Origin of the sequence: Streptococcus australis (assembly GCF_019930045.1) — a bacterium.
GTDB lineage: Bacteria > Bacillota > Bacilli > Lactobacillales > Streptococcaceae > Streptococcus > Streptococcus australis_D.
On the sequence record NZ_JAHZQQ010000011.1, the window covers coordinates 1 to 14,101 of the forward strand.

General features: G+C 44.5%; 16 protein-coding genes and 1 tRNA gene. 3 read left to right on the forward strand and 14 right to left on the reverse strand.

Annotated elements, in window-relative coordinates; translation table 11 throughout:
• Positions 1-107: 107 nt before the first annotated feature.
• The 7 genes from K1J10_RS03635 to K1J10_RS03665 form a co-directional block, all read right to left on the reverse strand.
• Positions 108-530 carry a hypothetical protein gene (locus tag K1J10_RS03635; protein WP_223355904.1) on the reverse strand — a complete coding sequence of 141 codons (423 nt, stop codon included), beginning with the start codon at positions 528-530 and terminating at the stop codon, positions 108-110.
• A gap of 69 nt (positions 531-599) precedes the next feature.
• The gene (locus K1J10_RS03640; RefSeq protein WP_223355905.1) at positions 600-1,154 is read right to left on the reverse strand and encodes a hypothetical protein; all 555 of its coding nucleotides are present in this window, start codon (positions 1,152-1,154) and stop codon (positions 600-602) included.
• 447 nt (positions 1,155-1,601) lie between these two features.
• Positions 1,602-1,673, reverse strand: a tRNA-Arg gene (locus K1J10_RS03645).
• Positions 1,674-1,717: 44 nt separating this feature from the next.
• Positions 1,718-2,065: a 50S ribosomal protein L19 gene (rplS, locus tag K1J10_RS03650; RefSeq protein WP_003003254.1), complete on the reverse strand. Its 348-nt coding sequence runs from the start codon at positions 2,063-2,065 to the stop codon at positions 1,718-1,720.
• A 117-nt stretch (positions 2,066-2,182) separates the two neighbouring features.
• Entirely contained in the window at positions 2,183-3,394 is a 1,212-nt protein-coding gene (locus K1J10_RS03655) for a chloride channel protein (RefSeq protein ID WP_223355906.1), read from the reverse strand.
• A gap of 9 nt (positions 3,395-3,403) precedes the next feature.
• The gene (locus K1J10_RS03660; RefSeq protein WP_223355907.1) at positions 3,404-3,676 is read right to left on the reverse strand and encodes a chorismate mutase; all 273 of its coding nucleotides are present in this window, start codon (positions 3,674-3,676) and stop codon (positions 3,404-3,406) included.
• A gap of 133 nt (positions 3,677-3,809) precedes the next feature.
• The gene (locus K1J10_RS03665) at positions 3,810-4,253 is read right to left on the reverse strand and encodes a flavodoxin (RefSeq protein WP_023026746.1); all 444 of its coding nucleotides are present in this window, start codon (positions 4,251-4,253) and stop codon (positions 3,810-3,812) included.
• Positions 4,254-4,429: 176 nt separating this feature from the next.
• Here K1J10_RS03665 and K1J10_RS03670 point away from each other — a divergent pair, with 176 nt between their 5' ends.
• From K1J10_RS03670 to K1J10_RS03680, 3 genes are all read left to right on the forward strand, one after another.
• On the forward strand, positions 4,430-5,368 hold the full coding sequence (locus tag K1J10_RS03670; protein ID WP_048716826.1) for a DHH family phosphoesterase: 939 nt from the start codon (positions 4,430-4,432) through the stop codon (positions 5,366-5,368).
• A 179-nt stretch (positions 5,369-5,547) separates the two neighbouring features.
• A complete protein-coding gene (locus tag K1J10_RS03675) occupies positions 5,548-6,528 on the forward strand; it encodes a hypothetical protein (RefSeq protein WP_223355908.1) in 981 nt (326 codons plus the stop codon).
• Between the two features lie 221 nt (positions 6,529-6,749).
• Positions 6,750-6,992, forward strand: coding sequence for a type B 50S ribosomal protein L31 (locus tag K1J10_RS03680; RefSeq protein ID WP_023023047.1), 243 nt, complete (start codon positions 6,750-6,752; stop codon positions 6,990-6,992).
• 101 nt (positions 6,993-7,093) lie between these two features.
• On the opposite strand, the gene ldcB is transcribed toward K1J10_RS03680, so the two are convergent.
• The 7 genes from ldcB to pepV all read right to left on the reverse strand — a co-directional run bounded on the left by ldcB (position 7,094) and on the right by pepV (position 13,982).
• Positions 7,094-7,867, reverse strand: coding sequence for an LD-carboxypeptidase LdcB/DacB (ldcB, locus tag K1J10_RS03685; protein ID WP_048716809.1), 774 nt, complete (start codon positions 7,865-7,867; stop codon positions 7,094-7,096).
• 10 nt (positions 7,868-7,877) lie between these two features.
• Positions 7,878-9,668, reverse strand: a complete 1,791-nt coding sequence (locus K1J10_RS03690) for a TcaA second domain-containing protein (RefSeq protein WP_223355909.1) — start codon at positions 9,666-9,668, stop codon at positions 7,878-7,880.
• Positions 9,669-9,746: 78 nt separating this feature from the next.
• Positions 9,747-11,003 carry a DUF6574 domain-containing protein gene (locus K1J10_RS03695; RefSeq protein ID WP_223355910.1) on the reverse strand — a complete coding sequence of 419 codons (1,257 nt, stop codon included), beginning with the start codon at positions 11,001-11,003 and terminating at the stop codon, positions 9,747-9,749.
• A 98-nt stretch (positions 11,004-11,101) separates the two neighbouring features.
• Complete coding sequence (locus K1J10_RS03700) at positions 11,102-11,383, reverse strand: rhodanese-like domain-containing protein (RefSeq protein ID WP_223355911.1); 282 nt, start codon at positions 11,381-11,383, stop codon at positions 11,102-11,104.
• A 21-nt stretch (positions 11,384-11,404) separates the two neighbouring features.
• Entirely contained in the window at positions 11,405-11,896 is a 492-nt protein-coding gene (locus tag K1J10_RS03705) for a prolyl-tRNA synthetase associated domain-containing protein (RefSeq protein WP_048716800.1), read from the reverse strand.
• Between the two features lie 24 nt (positions 11,897-11,920).
• Complete coding sequence (locus K1J10_RS03710; RefSeq protein WP_223355912.1) at positions 11,921-12,523, reverse strand: uracil-DNA glycosylase family protein; 603 nt, start codon at positions 12,521-12,523, stop codon at positions 11,921-11,923.
• A 52-nt stretch (positions 12,524-12,575) separates the two neighbouring features.
• Complete coding sequence (gene pepV, locus K1J10_RS03715) at positions 12,576-13,982, reverse strand: dipeptidase PepV (RefSeq protein ID WP_223355913.1); 1,407 nt, start codon at positions 13,980-13,982, stop codon at positions 12,576-12,578.
• Positions 13,983-14,101: the final 119 nt, after the last annotated feature.

Here is a 14,101-nt window from a genome sequence, read left to right on the forward strand (position 1 = left end):
TTTAGCTTACAGAACTGCTTGTGAAGCTCTAGAGGATGAGTTCAAGTAAATGTTGCACTTATTCTTGCAATTTATCAAAAATAAACCCTTTCTATTTTCCCCATAAGCTATTTCAATGGCGATACATAATCATCTGGAAGTCTCCCTCTCCAATCAATCCACATTTGCTCAGCAAGTGGAATTAATCTTTCAAGCTCTTCATGAGTAAATAATTCTCTAGTTTCAGGTAAATCAATTAATGATGTAGGACTCTCTTCTATGAATCGTTTCTCACTAGCTTTCTTCTCTTCTTCCGTAGGTGGCCACCGATCGGTCTCAATCATGTAAAATATTTCGAGTAGTGATCTCTCTCCACTATCTAATAAGGCAAATAGCTCATTTGGTAATTCATAGACTACTAACCAAGAAGCCACAGTTCCCTCTTCTGAAACTAAATAATATTTATCCTCATTTTTCCAGATAGATTTCCCATATCCTTCAACTTCTTCAAACTGAATAACATCTTCCCATTCTAGGTTTGTTGGTTTCATTTGTATTCTCCTAGTGCAAGTTATTCTCTCAACCAGAATAACATAAAATCAGGCTTCTTTTTCTCTTCCTCAATAGGCAATGCCATCTTTTACCCATTTTCTATTTTCTAACTCCACATCAAAATAGAAATCCCTTCGACCAAATTTATCAAAACAATCCTCTTTAAGAGCCTCACAGACAATTCTCAGTTTCTCTTTACTTATCTCAGAAATATACATCATTGTATATCCTATAGGAGATTCAATTTTGTCAATTTTCTCACCTTCTAAATTATAAATCTCTAATTCTGAAGGAATATCAAATCCACTTGATGAGCCAAATATGCTGAAGATACGCTGATATTTAGGGCTAAAGCGAAGATGATGTAAATGATGAAAACCAATCTGGTGCTGCCCATTATGATTCCACTCTAGGGTACCTTCTAGTAGATTTTGTTGCCCTAATAATTTTCCTGCTAAACTAAAGTAGAAAATAATTTTGCTTACAAAGTTTTCACCACTATAGACCATCACAATGTTTTCAGCTTTATTATACTCTGCTTGAATGATATCTGGTAGTTCTATCTTTATTTCACTACCATCCCATCCCCATGTGACCATCCGTTCACTATAATCGATTCTCATCATCCTGCTCCTACTCTAACTCAGTGTATTGTTTGCTCAGTCATCAGGGACTGCACCTCCTCGACAAGTTTATCTATCACATTCTGTGTGATACGAATGTGATTGAATGATGACTCCCAATTCAGTATAGTTGACTTATATGCAGTAAAACTTCCATCAGTCAACAATTCTCCATTTGCTTTAAAACATAGCCATTTTTATGGTCAAATGTGATGATTGACCTTGTACCAGAAATTTTGATTTAACTTCCTTTTCTTATATCCCTTTTTGAATAAACTTGTAGAGTACTCATAATCTTTTAATTTGGTATTCCAAAATGATAGGACTACCTTAAAAATCAATGTTCTCATGTTCCACTATTATACCATATAAGCACTTTCCCCAAGATCCATCCTTCCATAAACCAACAAAAAAACACTGAATCATCAGTGTTTTCTTTTCTATTTCTGTCCCCTGCCGGAATCGAACCAGCAACTACTCCTTAGGAGGGAGTTGTTATATCCATTGAACTAAGGGGACCCTATAAAAAAAGAAGCGAGATCACTCCCGCCTCCTTGTTCGTCTTAACGACGGATTTCTTTAATACGAGCTGCTTTACCTTGCAATGCACGAAGGTAGTACAATTTCGCACGACGTACTTTACCGTAACGTACAACTTCAATCTTTTCTACACGTGGAGTGTGTACTGGGAATGTACGTTCAACACCGACACCGTTAGAGATTTTACGAACAGTGTACATTTCAGTGTGTCCTTGACCTTTACGAGCGATAACAACGCCTTCAAAGATCTGGATACGTTCACGAGATCCTTCGACAACTTTCGCGTGTACACGAACAGTGTCACCAGGACGGAATGCAGGGATATCAGTACGAAGTTGACCTTCAGTCAAGCTTTGGATTAATGGATTCATTTTATTCTCCTATCTTCGTCAATCTTGAGGGCTACTCCCCCAGCGGATAAACTGTATTTTTGTGCTTTCATTACGCACAAAGTTTATAATACCAAAAGAATGTTCGTTTGTAAAGGATTATTGCAACTTTTTCGCAACTTTTTGTCCACCATAGATAGACAAGGCTGGAAAGAGACGCGTAGCGACCAGACAGACTAGGAGAAAGGCTGGCCAATGCTGGAATCCAAAGACCTCACACCCGATCAAAATTGGACCAATGGTCGTTGAGGTTGCACCAGCAAAGACTGCAGCATAGCCCAAGGCGGCTACCAGATAAAACGGAAGTCCAAGGAAAGGAGCTAGCCAGACACCTAGACTTGCCCCGATAGAAAAGAGCGGGGTCACTTCTCCTCCCTTATAGCCTGCAGCAATGGTCGTTACCGTAAAAAGGAGCTTGAGGATCCAGTCTGCTCCAGTGATCAAGCTCTTGCCATCAGCTCCCGCAAAACTTTGGGAGATTAGATTGGTCCCCAGTCCTGTATAGCGACCTGTCCCAATCAGATACAAGAGGACACTTAGACCGAGACCAACCACTCCAATCCGCACATAGGGATTGGCAAAGGTCTTGGCAAAGCTAGTTTTTAACAGCCCCAAAAGATAGGCAAAGAGCTTACCTGTCATACCAAAGATCACTCCTAAGATCAGCAACTGCAAGACTACTAGAGGAGATAGGGAAAGCTTATCTGAAATGACCTGGGTGAACTTCTCTAGCCCCAAGGTATGAGAGGTCCAACTAGCGACAAAGGCTGCAATGGTCGCAGGATAGAGAGCCCGCCACTCCAGTCTCCCAACCACTAGGACCTCCATTGCAAAGAAGATAGCGGCTAGAGGCGTCTGAAAGAGGCCACCGAAGCCGGCTGCCATCCCAGTGACCAAATAGATCCGTGAAGCGTCTGGGCCAAGTTCCTCTCTTCGTAGAGCATGGGCCACTGTCCCACCAAGCTGGACCGCCACTCCTTCGCGACCAGCGGATCCACCAAAGAGATGCGTCATCCAGGTAGAGAGGATGGTCAAGGGGATCAAGCGCTTGGGAATGTTTTTCTCCCTTCCCTCACCCACTTCAAAGAGGAGCTCCATACCTTTTTGACTCTTGCCCCCATAGGTGCGATTGAGATAGGTGATTAAGATACCTGCTAGAGCCAGAAAGGGCAAGAGATAGAGGAGATAGTCTGTACGAACTTCTCCAATCCCGATCAAGACACGCCCAAAGAGGGTATCAATCACTCCAACGATTGCCCCGATTATAAGGGCATCTAGGGTATAAACAAAGGTTCTTTTACTCATCGTCATCTCAGCACCCTAGTCCGCATCTAACTGATCGGCTTGATAGCCTCTGGAGCGCTTCATCAAGTCCCGATAAGTGGCAAGGATGGTTTCTTCATAGCATTTTTCCTGGACCAAGCTGGCTACATTGGCTAAGACCTCTTCCTCTCTGGCCCGGTCCAAGACAGGGTTTTGATGGGTTTCTTTGTAACGAATGACGTCTTCCACACAGTGCATCCGGCGTTCTAATAGACGGACCAATTCTTTATCAATACTGTCAATCTCTTGGCGAATCTTTTCTAGTTCCATACACTGGCCTCCTTACTTTTTGCTACCCATTTTATCAAAAATTGGGCAATCTTACTAGCCCTATCCAGCTATTGAAGGTTTTCATCCATAAAAAAAGTGCTTGCCACATGCAAACACCTTACTTAGCTATGAATTAGCCGACTTTTGCTACGACTTCTTCTGCAAAAGCTTCTAATTTTTCAATATCTTCATCTTCAGCTGACAAGTCTACCTTGACGCACTCAGAACCTTTAACCGCACCAGTCGCTGCAAAGACACGATCAAAGTCATCAACTGCCTTACAGAACTCGTCGTAGAAGGTATCACCGGATCCGACAACACCGTAAATCTTACCATTCAAGTCAAGACCCGCTAAGTCTTCATAAAAGTCTACGATTTCGTCAGGAAGCTCACCATCACCGTAGGTATAGGTTGCTACGACTGCAATATCAGCTTCAAGAAAGTCCTCTGCGTCTACTGTTGTACATTCGTCGACTTCTACTTCGACACCAAGATCACGAAACTTATCTGCTACGATATCAGCAATCTCTTCTGTATTTCCTGTCATACTTGCAAAAACAATCTTTGCTAATGTCATAATTCCCTCCAAATAATAATCTTATGACATTATACCACTTTCGCGCGCATTTTGCATAGTCAAGTACTGAGAGCCTGGCATTGTTCGGAAATTGTCCACCTGAGGCTAGACAACCTTTTTCTTTTCCAAATGCCCTCCTTATGCTAAAATTGAAAGAGAATTAAATGAGGTACTATATGCAGATCACACAGGACATTTTAGAGAAAATCAACCACTACGATACCATAATCCTTCACCGCCATATGAATCCGGATCCTGACGCGATTGGAAGCCAGGTTGGTCTGAAAGAGATCATCCAGACCAACTTCCCAGACAAAAGAGTCCTAGCTACCGGCTATAACGAGCCGACACTTGCTTGGATGGCTAGCATGGATACTGTTACAGATGAGGACTATGCAGGTGCCTTGGTCATTGTCTGCGATACTGCCAACACTCCTCGCATCGATGACAAACGCTACACGAGTGGCGATTTTCTGATCAAGATCGACCACCATCCAAACGATGATGCCTACGGAGATCTCCTCTGGGTAGACACAGATTCAAGCTCTACGAGTGAGCTTATCACCCTCTTCGCTCTTGAACAACAGCTTGAGATTAGTCCAGAAGCAGCCCGTCTCCTCTATGCTGGTATTGTCGGAGACACTGGACGTTTTCTCTACCCTTCGACGACCAGCCGGACTTTCGAGATGGCTGCCCACCTTCGTAGCTTTGACTTTGATTTTGCAGGTCTTTCTCGTCAGATGGACAGCATGAGCTCCAAGATCGCCAAGCTTCAAGGCTATATCTATGATCATCTCGAAATCGATGAAAATGGAGCTAGTCGCGTAACCCTGACCCAGGAGCTCCTCAAACATTACCAAATCACAGATGCCGAGACTGCTGCGATCGTCTCAGCACCTGGTCGGATCGAAGACGTCAGCGTCTGGGCTATCTTTGTCGAGCAAGCTGACGGCCACTACCGCGTCCGTATGAGAAGTAAGGCTCTGGTGATCAATGAGATTGCCAAACGCCACGATGGTGGAGGTCACCCACTCGCCAGTGGAGCCAATTCTTATTCCTTAGAAGAAAACGAGCAAATCTATCGAGAACTACAGGAAGTTGCCAAGGCCAAATAGATAGTGAAAATCAAGCAAGCAGGTCAGTCGTTTCTAGTGGAGACGATTGGCCTTTTTTCATTTTACACAAAAACGAATGAATTTTAATAACATTTAGAAAAATGTGAACGATTTCTTAAATTTCCATTCCAGTTTGAGCTAATTTATGCTATAATAATCACAAAAAAAGGAGACGTTTTATGCATAAACATCGTATTTTTATCATCGTCGCAGCAGCTCTTACTGCCATTTCTACCTTTTTGCCATGGAGTACATTAAATGGTGGATCCTTCGGAAGTTATTCTTTCAGTGGAATTCAAGGTGAATTTGGATGGGTCATCGTTGTCCTAGCTATTGGTGCCATCGTTCTAGCTTGCCTTCCAAACATTGCTCCACCAATGAACAAGAATTTTTCTATTGGTGTCATTGCTATCGGTATTCTTGAAAGCTTAATTACGATCATCACTATGTTTAGAGTCTTTGGTGCTTCATCTCAATTCGGTGATGGCTTTTCTATTGGTTTTGGTTTGATTATTGCAGTCATTGCAAGTATTGCTATTGTGGTCACAGGACTCCTTGCTATGTCTGGTGGTAAAATCACTAAAGGGACATTCCAAGAACTTGCATCAACAAGTAGAGGATTCGCACAGTCTGTTGCATCATCTGTCCAATCACCACAACAACCGGGTCAACCTGGACAACAACAATGGCAACAACCGCAACAAGGGTTTGGTCAGCCTGCCCCAGGACAAGGATTCCAACAAGCGTCTCAACAAGGATTTGGTCAACCTGCTCCAGGACAAGGGTTCCAACAAGCGCCTCAACAAGGGTTTGGTCAACCTGGTCAACAACAATGGCAACAACCGCAACAAGGATTTGGTCAGCCTGCCCCAGGACAAGGGTTCCAACAAGCGCCTCAACAAGGGTTTGGTCAACCTGGACAACAACAATGGCAACAACCGCAACAAGGATTTGGTCAACCTGCTCCGGGACAAGGGTTCCAACAAGCGCCTCAACAACCTCAGCAAGGGTTCCAACAAGCGCCTCAACAAGGGTTCCAACAAGCGCCTCAACAGCCTCAACAAGGGTTCCAACAAGCGCCTCAACAAGCTTGGCAACCACAAGAGCAACAGCAACCTCAACAACCAGAACAGCCAACTACTGAACCTGGTCAAGAATAAAAAGATTTCTATTGATCTTACATGGCTAACTATTCCTTTCTAGGGTTGTTAGTCGGAGTGGGAAAGCTTACCTAACAGGATAGGCTTCTCCCACTTTTTTTCTTTATAAAATACGAAAAATTTGGTAAAAATCCTTGCCAAACTCATTTGTTTTTGATAAACTAACTTAGTAACAATCTATGGCTCGGAAAGAGACCATGGCAGAAAGGAATTATTGCAAAATGAAAAAAGATATCCATCCAGAATATCGCCCTGTTGTCTTCATGGACACTACTACTGGTTATAAGTTCCTTAGTGGTTCAACTAAGTACTCTAACGAGACTGTTGAATTCGAAGGTGAAACTTACCCATTGATCCGTGTTGAAATTTCATCAGACTCACACCCATTCTACACTGGACGTCAAAAGTTCACTCAAGCAGATGGACGTGTGGATCGTTTCAACAAAAAATACGGTCTCAAATAAGAAACCAATCAAAACCACTTCCACTTGGCAGTGGTTTTTTCTTGTCCTTGTCCGCACAAAAATACCGCTCCTTCAGACTTCCTGAAAGGGCGGTTTTTGTATTATTCGTAGTCGCCACCGGTAAAGTTAAAGTATTCTTCTAGGCTTTTTCCTGAAGCTGCGACGTCTTTTGCATCTTCTCCAATATAGCGAAGGTGCCAACTTTCCGGCATGTAGCCTGTGCTCGCTTCTTTTCCTTCTTGATAGCGGACGATAAAGCCATACTTAGCAGCATTCTTGAGCAACCATTTGCTTGCGCCTGCTTCTTGGACCAGATTGCCACTAGTATCGATGAGGTCAAATGCTAGACCTGTCTGGTGCTCACTATAGCCAGGACGAGCTGAGTAGCGATCTGCTGCAGCTGCTCCGTCTTGATTGACATAGCTTTGGTAGAGAACAACCTGGGTCTCATAACTGCGGAAACCACTGTATTGATCGCTGATAGCATAGCCTTCTGCCTGCATGGCTGCAATCAACTCGTGCAAGGCCGCAACAGCTGTCGGATCCTCACCTGGATTGTAGTCTGCAGCTAAGGGGTAGTGCTTGTTGGCGATGACGATATCCCCAGACTTTCCTTGAACACTGTAGTAAGAACCATTGAAAGAAACGCCTTTGTCTACTGTGACTTCGCCTGCCTTCTTCGTTGACTTGTCGCTATCATCAGATGAAGTTGCTTCAGAAGCACTGGTTTCTTTGCCGGCTGACGACTGAGCGACTTGCTTACTGGAAGCAGGCTCTTTTTGAGATGAGCTCTTTGATTCCTTTTGTTGGCCACAAGCACCTAGGCTCAACAGAACCAGGCCAGCAAGCGTCCATTTTGTCATGCTTAATTTCATCATAAACCTCCTAATTACCAGCCGTGACTGCAATAGCCGTAATCACGTAAGTATCCCCCACAGGTTTTAGGGTGTAGGTCTTGTCCTTGCTACTCTGGCTATCTTTTCGGCTGGTCACATAGTGTACAGTATATTCTTCGTGGGTTTTCACGATGATCATTCCGTTCTCTTCGGTAACGCTGAGAACGTTGAAAACACCTGGTGTATAGTAGTCGATTTCAGCCTTCTTGACGCCTCCACCTGTCGTCCACTCCACCATTTCCTTGTAGGCATCACTTGAAGTGTCATAGTACTTGGAGTAGGTGTTGGATCTACTTGAGACAGATGAGAAGATTTCTGTCCGGTAGTCTTGGAGGAAGGAGGTGATAGCAGTTTTCTTCTCTTCTGCCTTCTTGGCTTCTTCTTCCTTGGCTTTACGAGCTGTTTCTGCATCTTTCAATCGTTTAGCCACATCCTTAGAAAGCTTCAAGGTGATGACTTCATCGTCATCAGGAGTTTCACCGATTGTAACCTTGGTCTTTTCAGTTGTATAGCTCTCATTGTTGAGACTAAAGACTGCATGGACCTCGATTTCTTGATGGGCTACGACGTCGACTTCAAATAAAGTACTTGTGCCGACTTCCTTGCCATTCACGGCTACCTTGATATCCGTTGGATTGCTGACTTCCTCTGGGAATTCAATTTCCAGAAGTCGTTTCTCAGAATTGAAGGTCAAGTCCAGCTTATTCTTAGAAGCTTGAGCTGGATCTAGCTTGACCTCACTAGAAATCTTTCCAACTTCGGTCTTACCGTCCAGTTGCATGTCTCGTGGCGCAAAGTGAACCTTTCCAAGTTTGGTGGTTTGGTTCTTTTTGAGCACTGTCGACTCTTTTTCACTGGTCTTAAGCTTGGCATCATCCAGATTCGTAGTTGCTGTGACTTCAAGTGGATAGGTTGCGATGCGGTATTCTTGGAAGATACCGAATTTCTTATCCGCCTTCTCGATTCCAATCAGTAGATTCTGATTTTTGTCCTTGACGATCCCTGTTTTTGAAGACTGGGCGATATGATCTAATTCGTAAATGACATCGATCTTCTGAGCCGTCATGTAGTCAAGCAAGCCTTGAGCTTCTTCCTTGGTCCACTTGTCCTTGTCATTTGATAGGATGCTAGCCACTTCCCGGTAATCCTTTTGTTCAATGGCTGTGACCAATTTGTCTACTGTCACCTGTGGGCCCGTAGTTGTTGAGAAGTAATAGCCTAGTCCAGACAAGGCCAAGACCAACAAAGCCAAAATACTGAAGAAGAAAACTTTCTTTTTCTTGCCCTTTTTCTCTTTTTTGACTTTCTTTTCTTTCTTTTTCTTGCCTTTCTTGCCAGCTTCTTCTTGCTCTGGCGCTTCTACTGGCACTAGGGCTTCAACTGGCTGGGACAGACTTTCTGGAGCTTCTGATGGACTCTCCACTGGCGCGAAGACCTGTGTTGTTTGATTGGTCTCATCCAAGTGAATCGTTGGAGCAGGTCCTTCTACGATTTCAAAGTTCTGGCTACGAGCTGATTCAATCTCTTCTGGAAGTGGCGCACGTCCATAGAGGGCGAAGAAACGCTCTTCCCAGGCCTGTTGGAGTGGATTTACAACTGCTTCTACCACTTCCTGCTCTCCTAGCCCTGGCACTTCTGGCGCCACTTGGTCGATAGCTACTCCGGCAATTGATTTGATTGCCTTAAAATCAAAGCCGGAATCTCTTCCGGCAATGAATTCTTCAGGAGTAGGTTTGCGACCGATTACTTTTTCAAATAATTCTACCCATTTTTTGTTCATCGGTTTGTTCTCCTAAAACCTAAATTATTTTTATCCGATAGTTGTTGAACAAGATATTATGACCGTTTCCCTATCTGATTAGAAGAAGGAAGCGATATAGAAGGATACTTGTTCTAAAATGCGTCTGTCAATGATGCCAACAATGGTGAAGATGACAAGAATGACTGCTGTAGAAGCAAGGAGTAACAAGAATTTGTCAGCTTTGAATTTTGTTCTGTTCAAACCTTGGTAAACAGTATATAGCAAGCCCAAGAAATAGAGAACGAAGATCAAAGATAGAAGGAAGCTAAATCCTTCAAAGTACTTGACTAGAGAAAGGATCAAGACAATGAGGGATGCAGGCAAGGCATAGATAGACAAGCGAGCAAACTCATCAAATGAACGTTTGTAGGTGTATTCTTTATCTTGCAAGACAAGGTTACGAACCAAGAAACCAGTTAACTGAGTGGCGTAAAGTGTAAAGAAAGTTACAATGACAATCAACAAGTAAGCAGTAAATCCTACCTGAGCGTATGGGAAGGCACTCGCCACGAAGAATAGTGAGAGGCTAAGGATAAATGCTGTTAACACATAATGAAGGATACCATTCAAGATTTTTGGTTGATTTTCTACTGTTGGGCGAGCCAAAGCAGAAACGATCCATGACCAGAATCCTTTCATCGCTTGACCAAAAGCGTTTGGTTGAGCAGGTTGTACATAATAGGCTTGACCTGGTTGAGGTTGACCTGGATAAGGTGCTTGTTGGAAGCCTTGACCTGGAGCTTGCCCTGGAGCTGGTTGACCAAATCCTGGTTGTGGCTGTTGTTGAGGCGCTTGTTGGAAGCCGTTTGGTTGAGCACCAAAGACTGGTGCTTCTGGAGCAGCATTGAATTGTGGCGCTTCTTGAACTGGTGCTTCTGGCGCAGCAGTATATTGTGGCGCTTCTTGAACTGGTGCTTCAGGCGTAGCAGTATATTGTGGCGCTTCTTGCACAGGCGCTTCTGGTGCAGCAGCAAATTGTGGCGCCTCTTGAACTGGTGCCTCTGGCGCAGCAGTGAATTGTGGCGCTTCTTGAACTGGTGCCTCTGGTGCAGCAGCGAATTGTGGTGCTTCTTGTACTGGTGCTTCTGGTGCTGCAACGTACTGTGAAGTCACTTCTTCTGGTGCAGCTGGAGCAGCAACAAAGCCAGCGTTTACTTGGTCTGGAGCTACTGGAGCACCTACAAATTGTGAAGCTTCTTGGGCTACCTGTTCTTCTTGGAACTCACCTGCAGCCAACGCTTGAGCGATCTCTGCTTCAGTTGCTGAACGACCGTTCACAGCTTCAAAGTAATCAAGCCAATCCTGTTTGATCATAAAATAATCTCCTTATAAAACAAAATACAGATATATTATATAAAAATTTTAGCTAGAATTCAATGTTCTACCGGAATTCACAAGCTGGGCCATCCCAACTAGTCAAATGCATCCATGCCACCTTGGACGTTGGTTACATCATAGCCCGCTTCTTCCAAAAATTGACAGGCACGGGCTGAGCGCCGACCAGACTTGCAGATGACATAATAGGCTTGGTCTTTGTTCAGCTCTGAATAGCGTTCTGCCAATACTGATAAGGGAAGTAAGGTCACTTCGTCCAGATGAAGAGCATCGTACTCCTCTTGCTCGCGAACATCGACGACGTTAATTTCTCCTGCTTGGTACTTTGTAAAAAAGTCATTAAATGGAATTTCTTTCATGATTTCTCCTTTTTGTTGCCACTATGGCAAGGTTAGTATTTCATAGTTAAAATCAATGGATTCTAAAAAGTGGAATAGGTCTTGGGTTTTGATAAAGATCGTCTTTTCATTCGTGTTAGGATGGAAGGTCATGATTTCCTCTGACACAATGTCCTGATCAAAATAGACGAGAATATCCTTTTCTTCATTGTTTAACAAGCCAAATGGAGATACCGTCCCTGCTGGTAATTGCATTTTTTCTGCCAGAGATTCAGTTGAAGCCATGCGGATCCGATTGGCTCCTACTTGCTCTTTGAAGTCATCCATGTCCAAGAGTTTCTGGTCATCCATGATGAGCAGATAGTACTGGGTTTTCTTTTTATTGGTCAAAAACATGGTCTTTGTCCGGACCCCTTCGAGACCTTCAATATAGGAATCGGCCTGCTCGGTAGTCAATACTGGTGGATGCTCCACCACATCAAATTCAATCCCGAGCTCGTCCAATTTGGCTTTGACTTTTTGATATGCATCCATGGGAATTCCTCCTATTGGTGGTTATCACTCATTATTCTTTTTGTACTCTCTTAAAATCTGCTGGACCCGAGCCTGAAGAGCCGGCACCACTTCTGCCTCAAACCAGGGATTCTTGGCCATCCAGATCTGATTGCGGGGCGAAGGGTGGATCAGAGGGAAATAGTTGGGCAGGTAGTCCTTGTATCGGCTTACCCGCTCGGTCACCTTGCCACTGACTTTCTCATGGAGATAGTAAGCTTGGGCATACTGGCCGATCAAGAGAGTCAACTCGATATTCGGACACTCCTTAAGGAGCAGAGGGTGCCACTTTTCCGCAAAGTCCTTGCGAGGTGGCAGATCCCCTGACTTGCCATGCCCTGGGAAATAAAAGTCCATGGGAATGACCGCAAATAGACCCGAATGGTAAAAGGTCTCTTCATCGACTCCCAACCACTCCCTAAGACGGTCTCCACTCTTGTCCTTCCAATAGAGGCCGGCTTCTTGTGTTTTCAGTCCAGGTGCCTGTCCGATGATATTGATCCGAGCAGTCTTTGGTGCCGCAAACAAGGGCTCGATCCCTTTATCCGTATAGTTTTTGTTTTGTGGATCGGCCATAATGGCTTCTTTGATCCGCTCCAGTTGATCCATTTCTCCTCCTCTAAGCAAAAACTCAGCCAGCAAGTGCCGACTGAGTAGCATCTTATTTGATGAGTTCGTAGATGGCTTCTGCGTAGATTGCAGCTGCACGGTAGAGATCTTCTACATCCGCAAATTCATTGGCTTGGTGCATTGTGTTCACATAGTCTGGGAACATGGCACCGAAGGCAACCCCGCGTTTTAATAGACGACCAAAGGTTCCGCCACCGATTACTTGCTCATGACCTTTCAGTCCGGTTTGTTTTTCATAGACACGCAAAAGCGTTGAGACCAATTCATCTTCCATAGGAACATAGTGAGGGGTGTGGCCGTGGGCAGACAAGCTGACAGATGCCACTCCTTCTACTTTTTCAAGACCAGCTTTGATGGTTTCTGGATCTGTTCCTTTAGGGTAACGAATGTTCAAGGCAATGGTGTTATCTGAGCTGTTTTCGTCGAAGTTGAAGACACCCGCATTCATGCTGAGAGCCCCCATCTTTTCATCCGTGTGGGCAATGCCAAGCTTCTCACCAGCAAAGTCTTCGTGAAGAAGAGATGCTGACACCTGCAAGTAAGCTTTGGCATCTCCACCGAAGTCAAATTGGTTCAAGAAGAGAGCCAAGTAAGTTGCTCCATTGATCCCAGCTTCTGGAGTAGAGCCGTGGGCAGATTTCCCGATAATGGTGATCTTGTACTGGTCTTCATCTACTGTAGACACTTCATAACGAAGTTGGTGTTCATTGGCAAAGTCCTCCAAAAGACTAGCTAGATCAGGTAATTGACCAGAAACGACTGCAGTCGCTGACTCAGGCACCATGTTTTCACGAAGGCCACCGGTGAAGCTATGAAGATGCGCTTGACCTGTATTTTGACCACCGAAGTGAAGGTACTCAGTAATGTTTCCTTTTTCCCCGTTGATGATGGGGAACTCCGCATCTGGAGAGAAGCCAAAGTCTGGATCAGGAAGACCGACATGTTTGAAATAGAAATCCATATCGCCCCAGCCAGATTCTTCATCTGTACCGACCACGAAGCGCACGCGCTTAGAAACTGGCAATCCCAGATCCTTGATAATCTTCAAACCATAGTAACAAGCTACTGTAGGTCCCTTATCATCTGATGAACCACGCGCATAGAGCTTGCCATCGATAATCTCAGGTTTATAAGGGTCTGTATTCCAGCCACTACCTGCAGGCACCACGTCCATGTGGGCGAAGATCCCGAGCTCTTCTTCCCCTTGTCCAAAGGTGAAGTGACCAGCATAGTTGTCCACGTTGGTTGTTTCGTAGCCATCACGCTCAGCAATTTCCAAGAATTTCTCAAGAGCTTTGACGGGTCCAGGTCCATAAGGGTGAGTCGCATCCGCTTGGCTGTCATCCCGTTCTGAGTTGATTTCCAAGAGGCTGAAAAGGTCAGCCATCATTTCTTCGCGACGTTTTTCTACTTCTGCTTTAAAGTCAATTGTTGTCATGCATTCCTCCGTTATTTCGATTTAAATTGAATCCTCTAGAATCCCTTCAGCGACTGCCAAAGGATTCTAGAAAACCGGACTTGTATCGTACGAGACGAGGACCATCCGGTTCTTTCTGT

Coding starts and splice junctions, on each gene's coding strand:
- K1J10_RS03635 (WP_223355904.1), bottom strand. CDS start 530: ATGAAACCAACAAACCTAGAATGGGAAGATGTTATTCAGTTTGAAGAA.
- K1J10_RS03640 (WP_223355905.1), bottom strand. CDS start 1,154: ATGAGAATCGATTATAGTGAACGGATGGTCACATGGGGATGGGATGGT.
- rplS (WP_003003254.1), bottom strand. CDS start 2,065: ATGAATCCATTAATCCAAAGCTTGACTGAAGGTCAACTTCGTACTGAT.
- K1J10_RS03655 (WP_223355906.1), bottom strand. CDS start 3,394: ATGACGATGAGTAAAAGAACCTTTGTTTATACCCTAGATGCCCTTATA.
- K1J10_RS03660 (WP_223355907.1), bottom strand. CDS start 3,676: ATGGAACTAGAAAAGATTCGCCAAGAGATTGACAGTATTGATAAAGAA.
- K1J10_RS03665 (WP_023026746.1), bottom strand. CDS start 4,253: ATGACATTAGCAAAGATTGTTTTTGCAAGTATGACAGGAAATACAGAA.
- K1J10_RS03670 (WP_048716826.1), top strand. CDS start 4,430: ATGCAGATCACACAGGACATTTTAGAGAAAATCAACCACTACGATACC.
- K1J10_RS03675 (WP_223355908.1), top strand. CDS start 5,548: ATGCATAAACATCGTATTTTTATCATCGTCGCAGCAGCTCTTACTGCC.
- K1J10_RS03680 (WP_023023047.1), top strand. CDS start 6,750: ATGAAAAAAGATATCCATCCAGAATATCGCCCTGTTGTCTTCATGGAC.
- ldcB (WP_048716809.1), bottom strand. CDS start 7,867: ATGAAATTAAGCATGACAAAATGGACGCTTGCTGGCCTGGTTCTGTTG.
- K1J10_RS03690 (WP_223355909.1), bottom strand. CDS start 9,668: ATGAACAAAAAATGGGTAGAATTATTTGAAAAAGTAATCGGTCGCAAA.
- K1J10_RS03695 (WP_223355910.1), bottom strand. CDS start 11,003: ATGATCAAACAGGATTGGCTTGATTACTTTGAAGCTGTGAACGGTCGT.
- K1J10_RS03700 (WP_223355911.1), bottom strand. CDS start 11,383: ATGAAAGAAATTCCATTTAATGACTTTTTTACAAAGTACCAAGCAGGA.
- K1J10_RS03705 (WP_048716800.1), bottom strand. CDS start 11,896: ATGGATGCATATCAAAAAGTCAAAGCCAAATTGGACGAGCTCGGGATT.
- K1J10_RS03710 (WP_223355912.1), bottom strand. CDS start 12,523: ATGGATCAACTGGAGCGGATCAAAGAAGCCATTATGGCCGATCCACAA.
- pepV (WP_223355913.1), bottom strand. CDS start 13,982: ATGACAACAATTGACTTTAAAGCAGAAGTAGAAAAACGTCGCGAAGAA.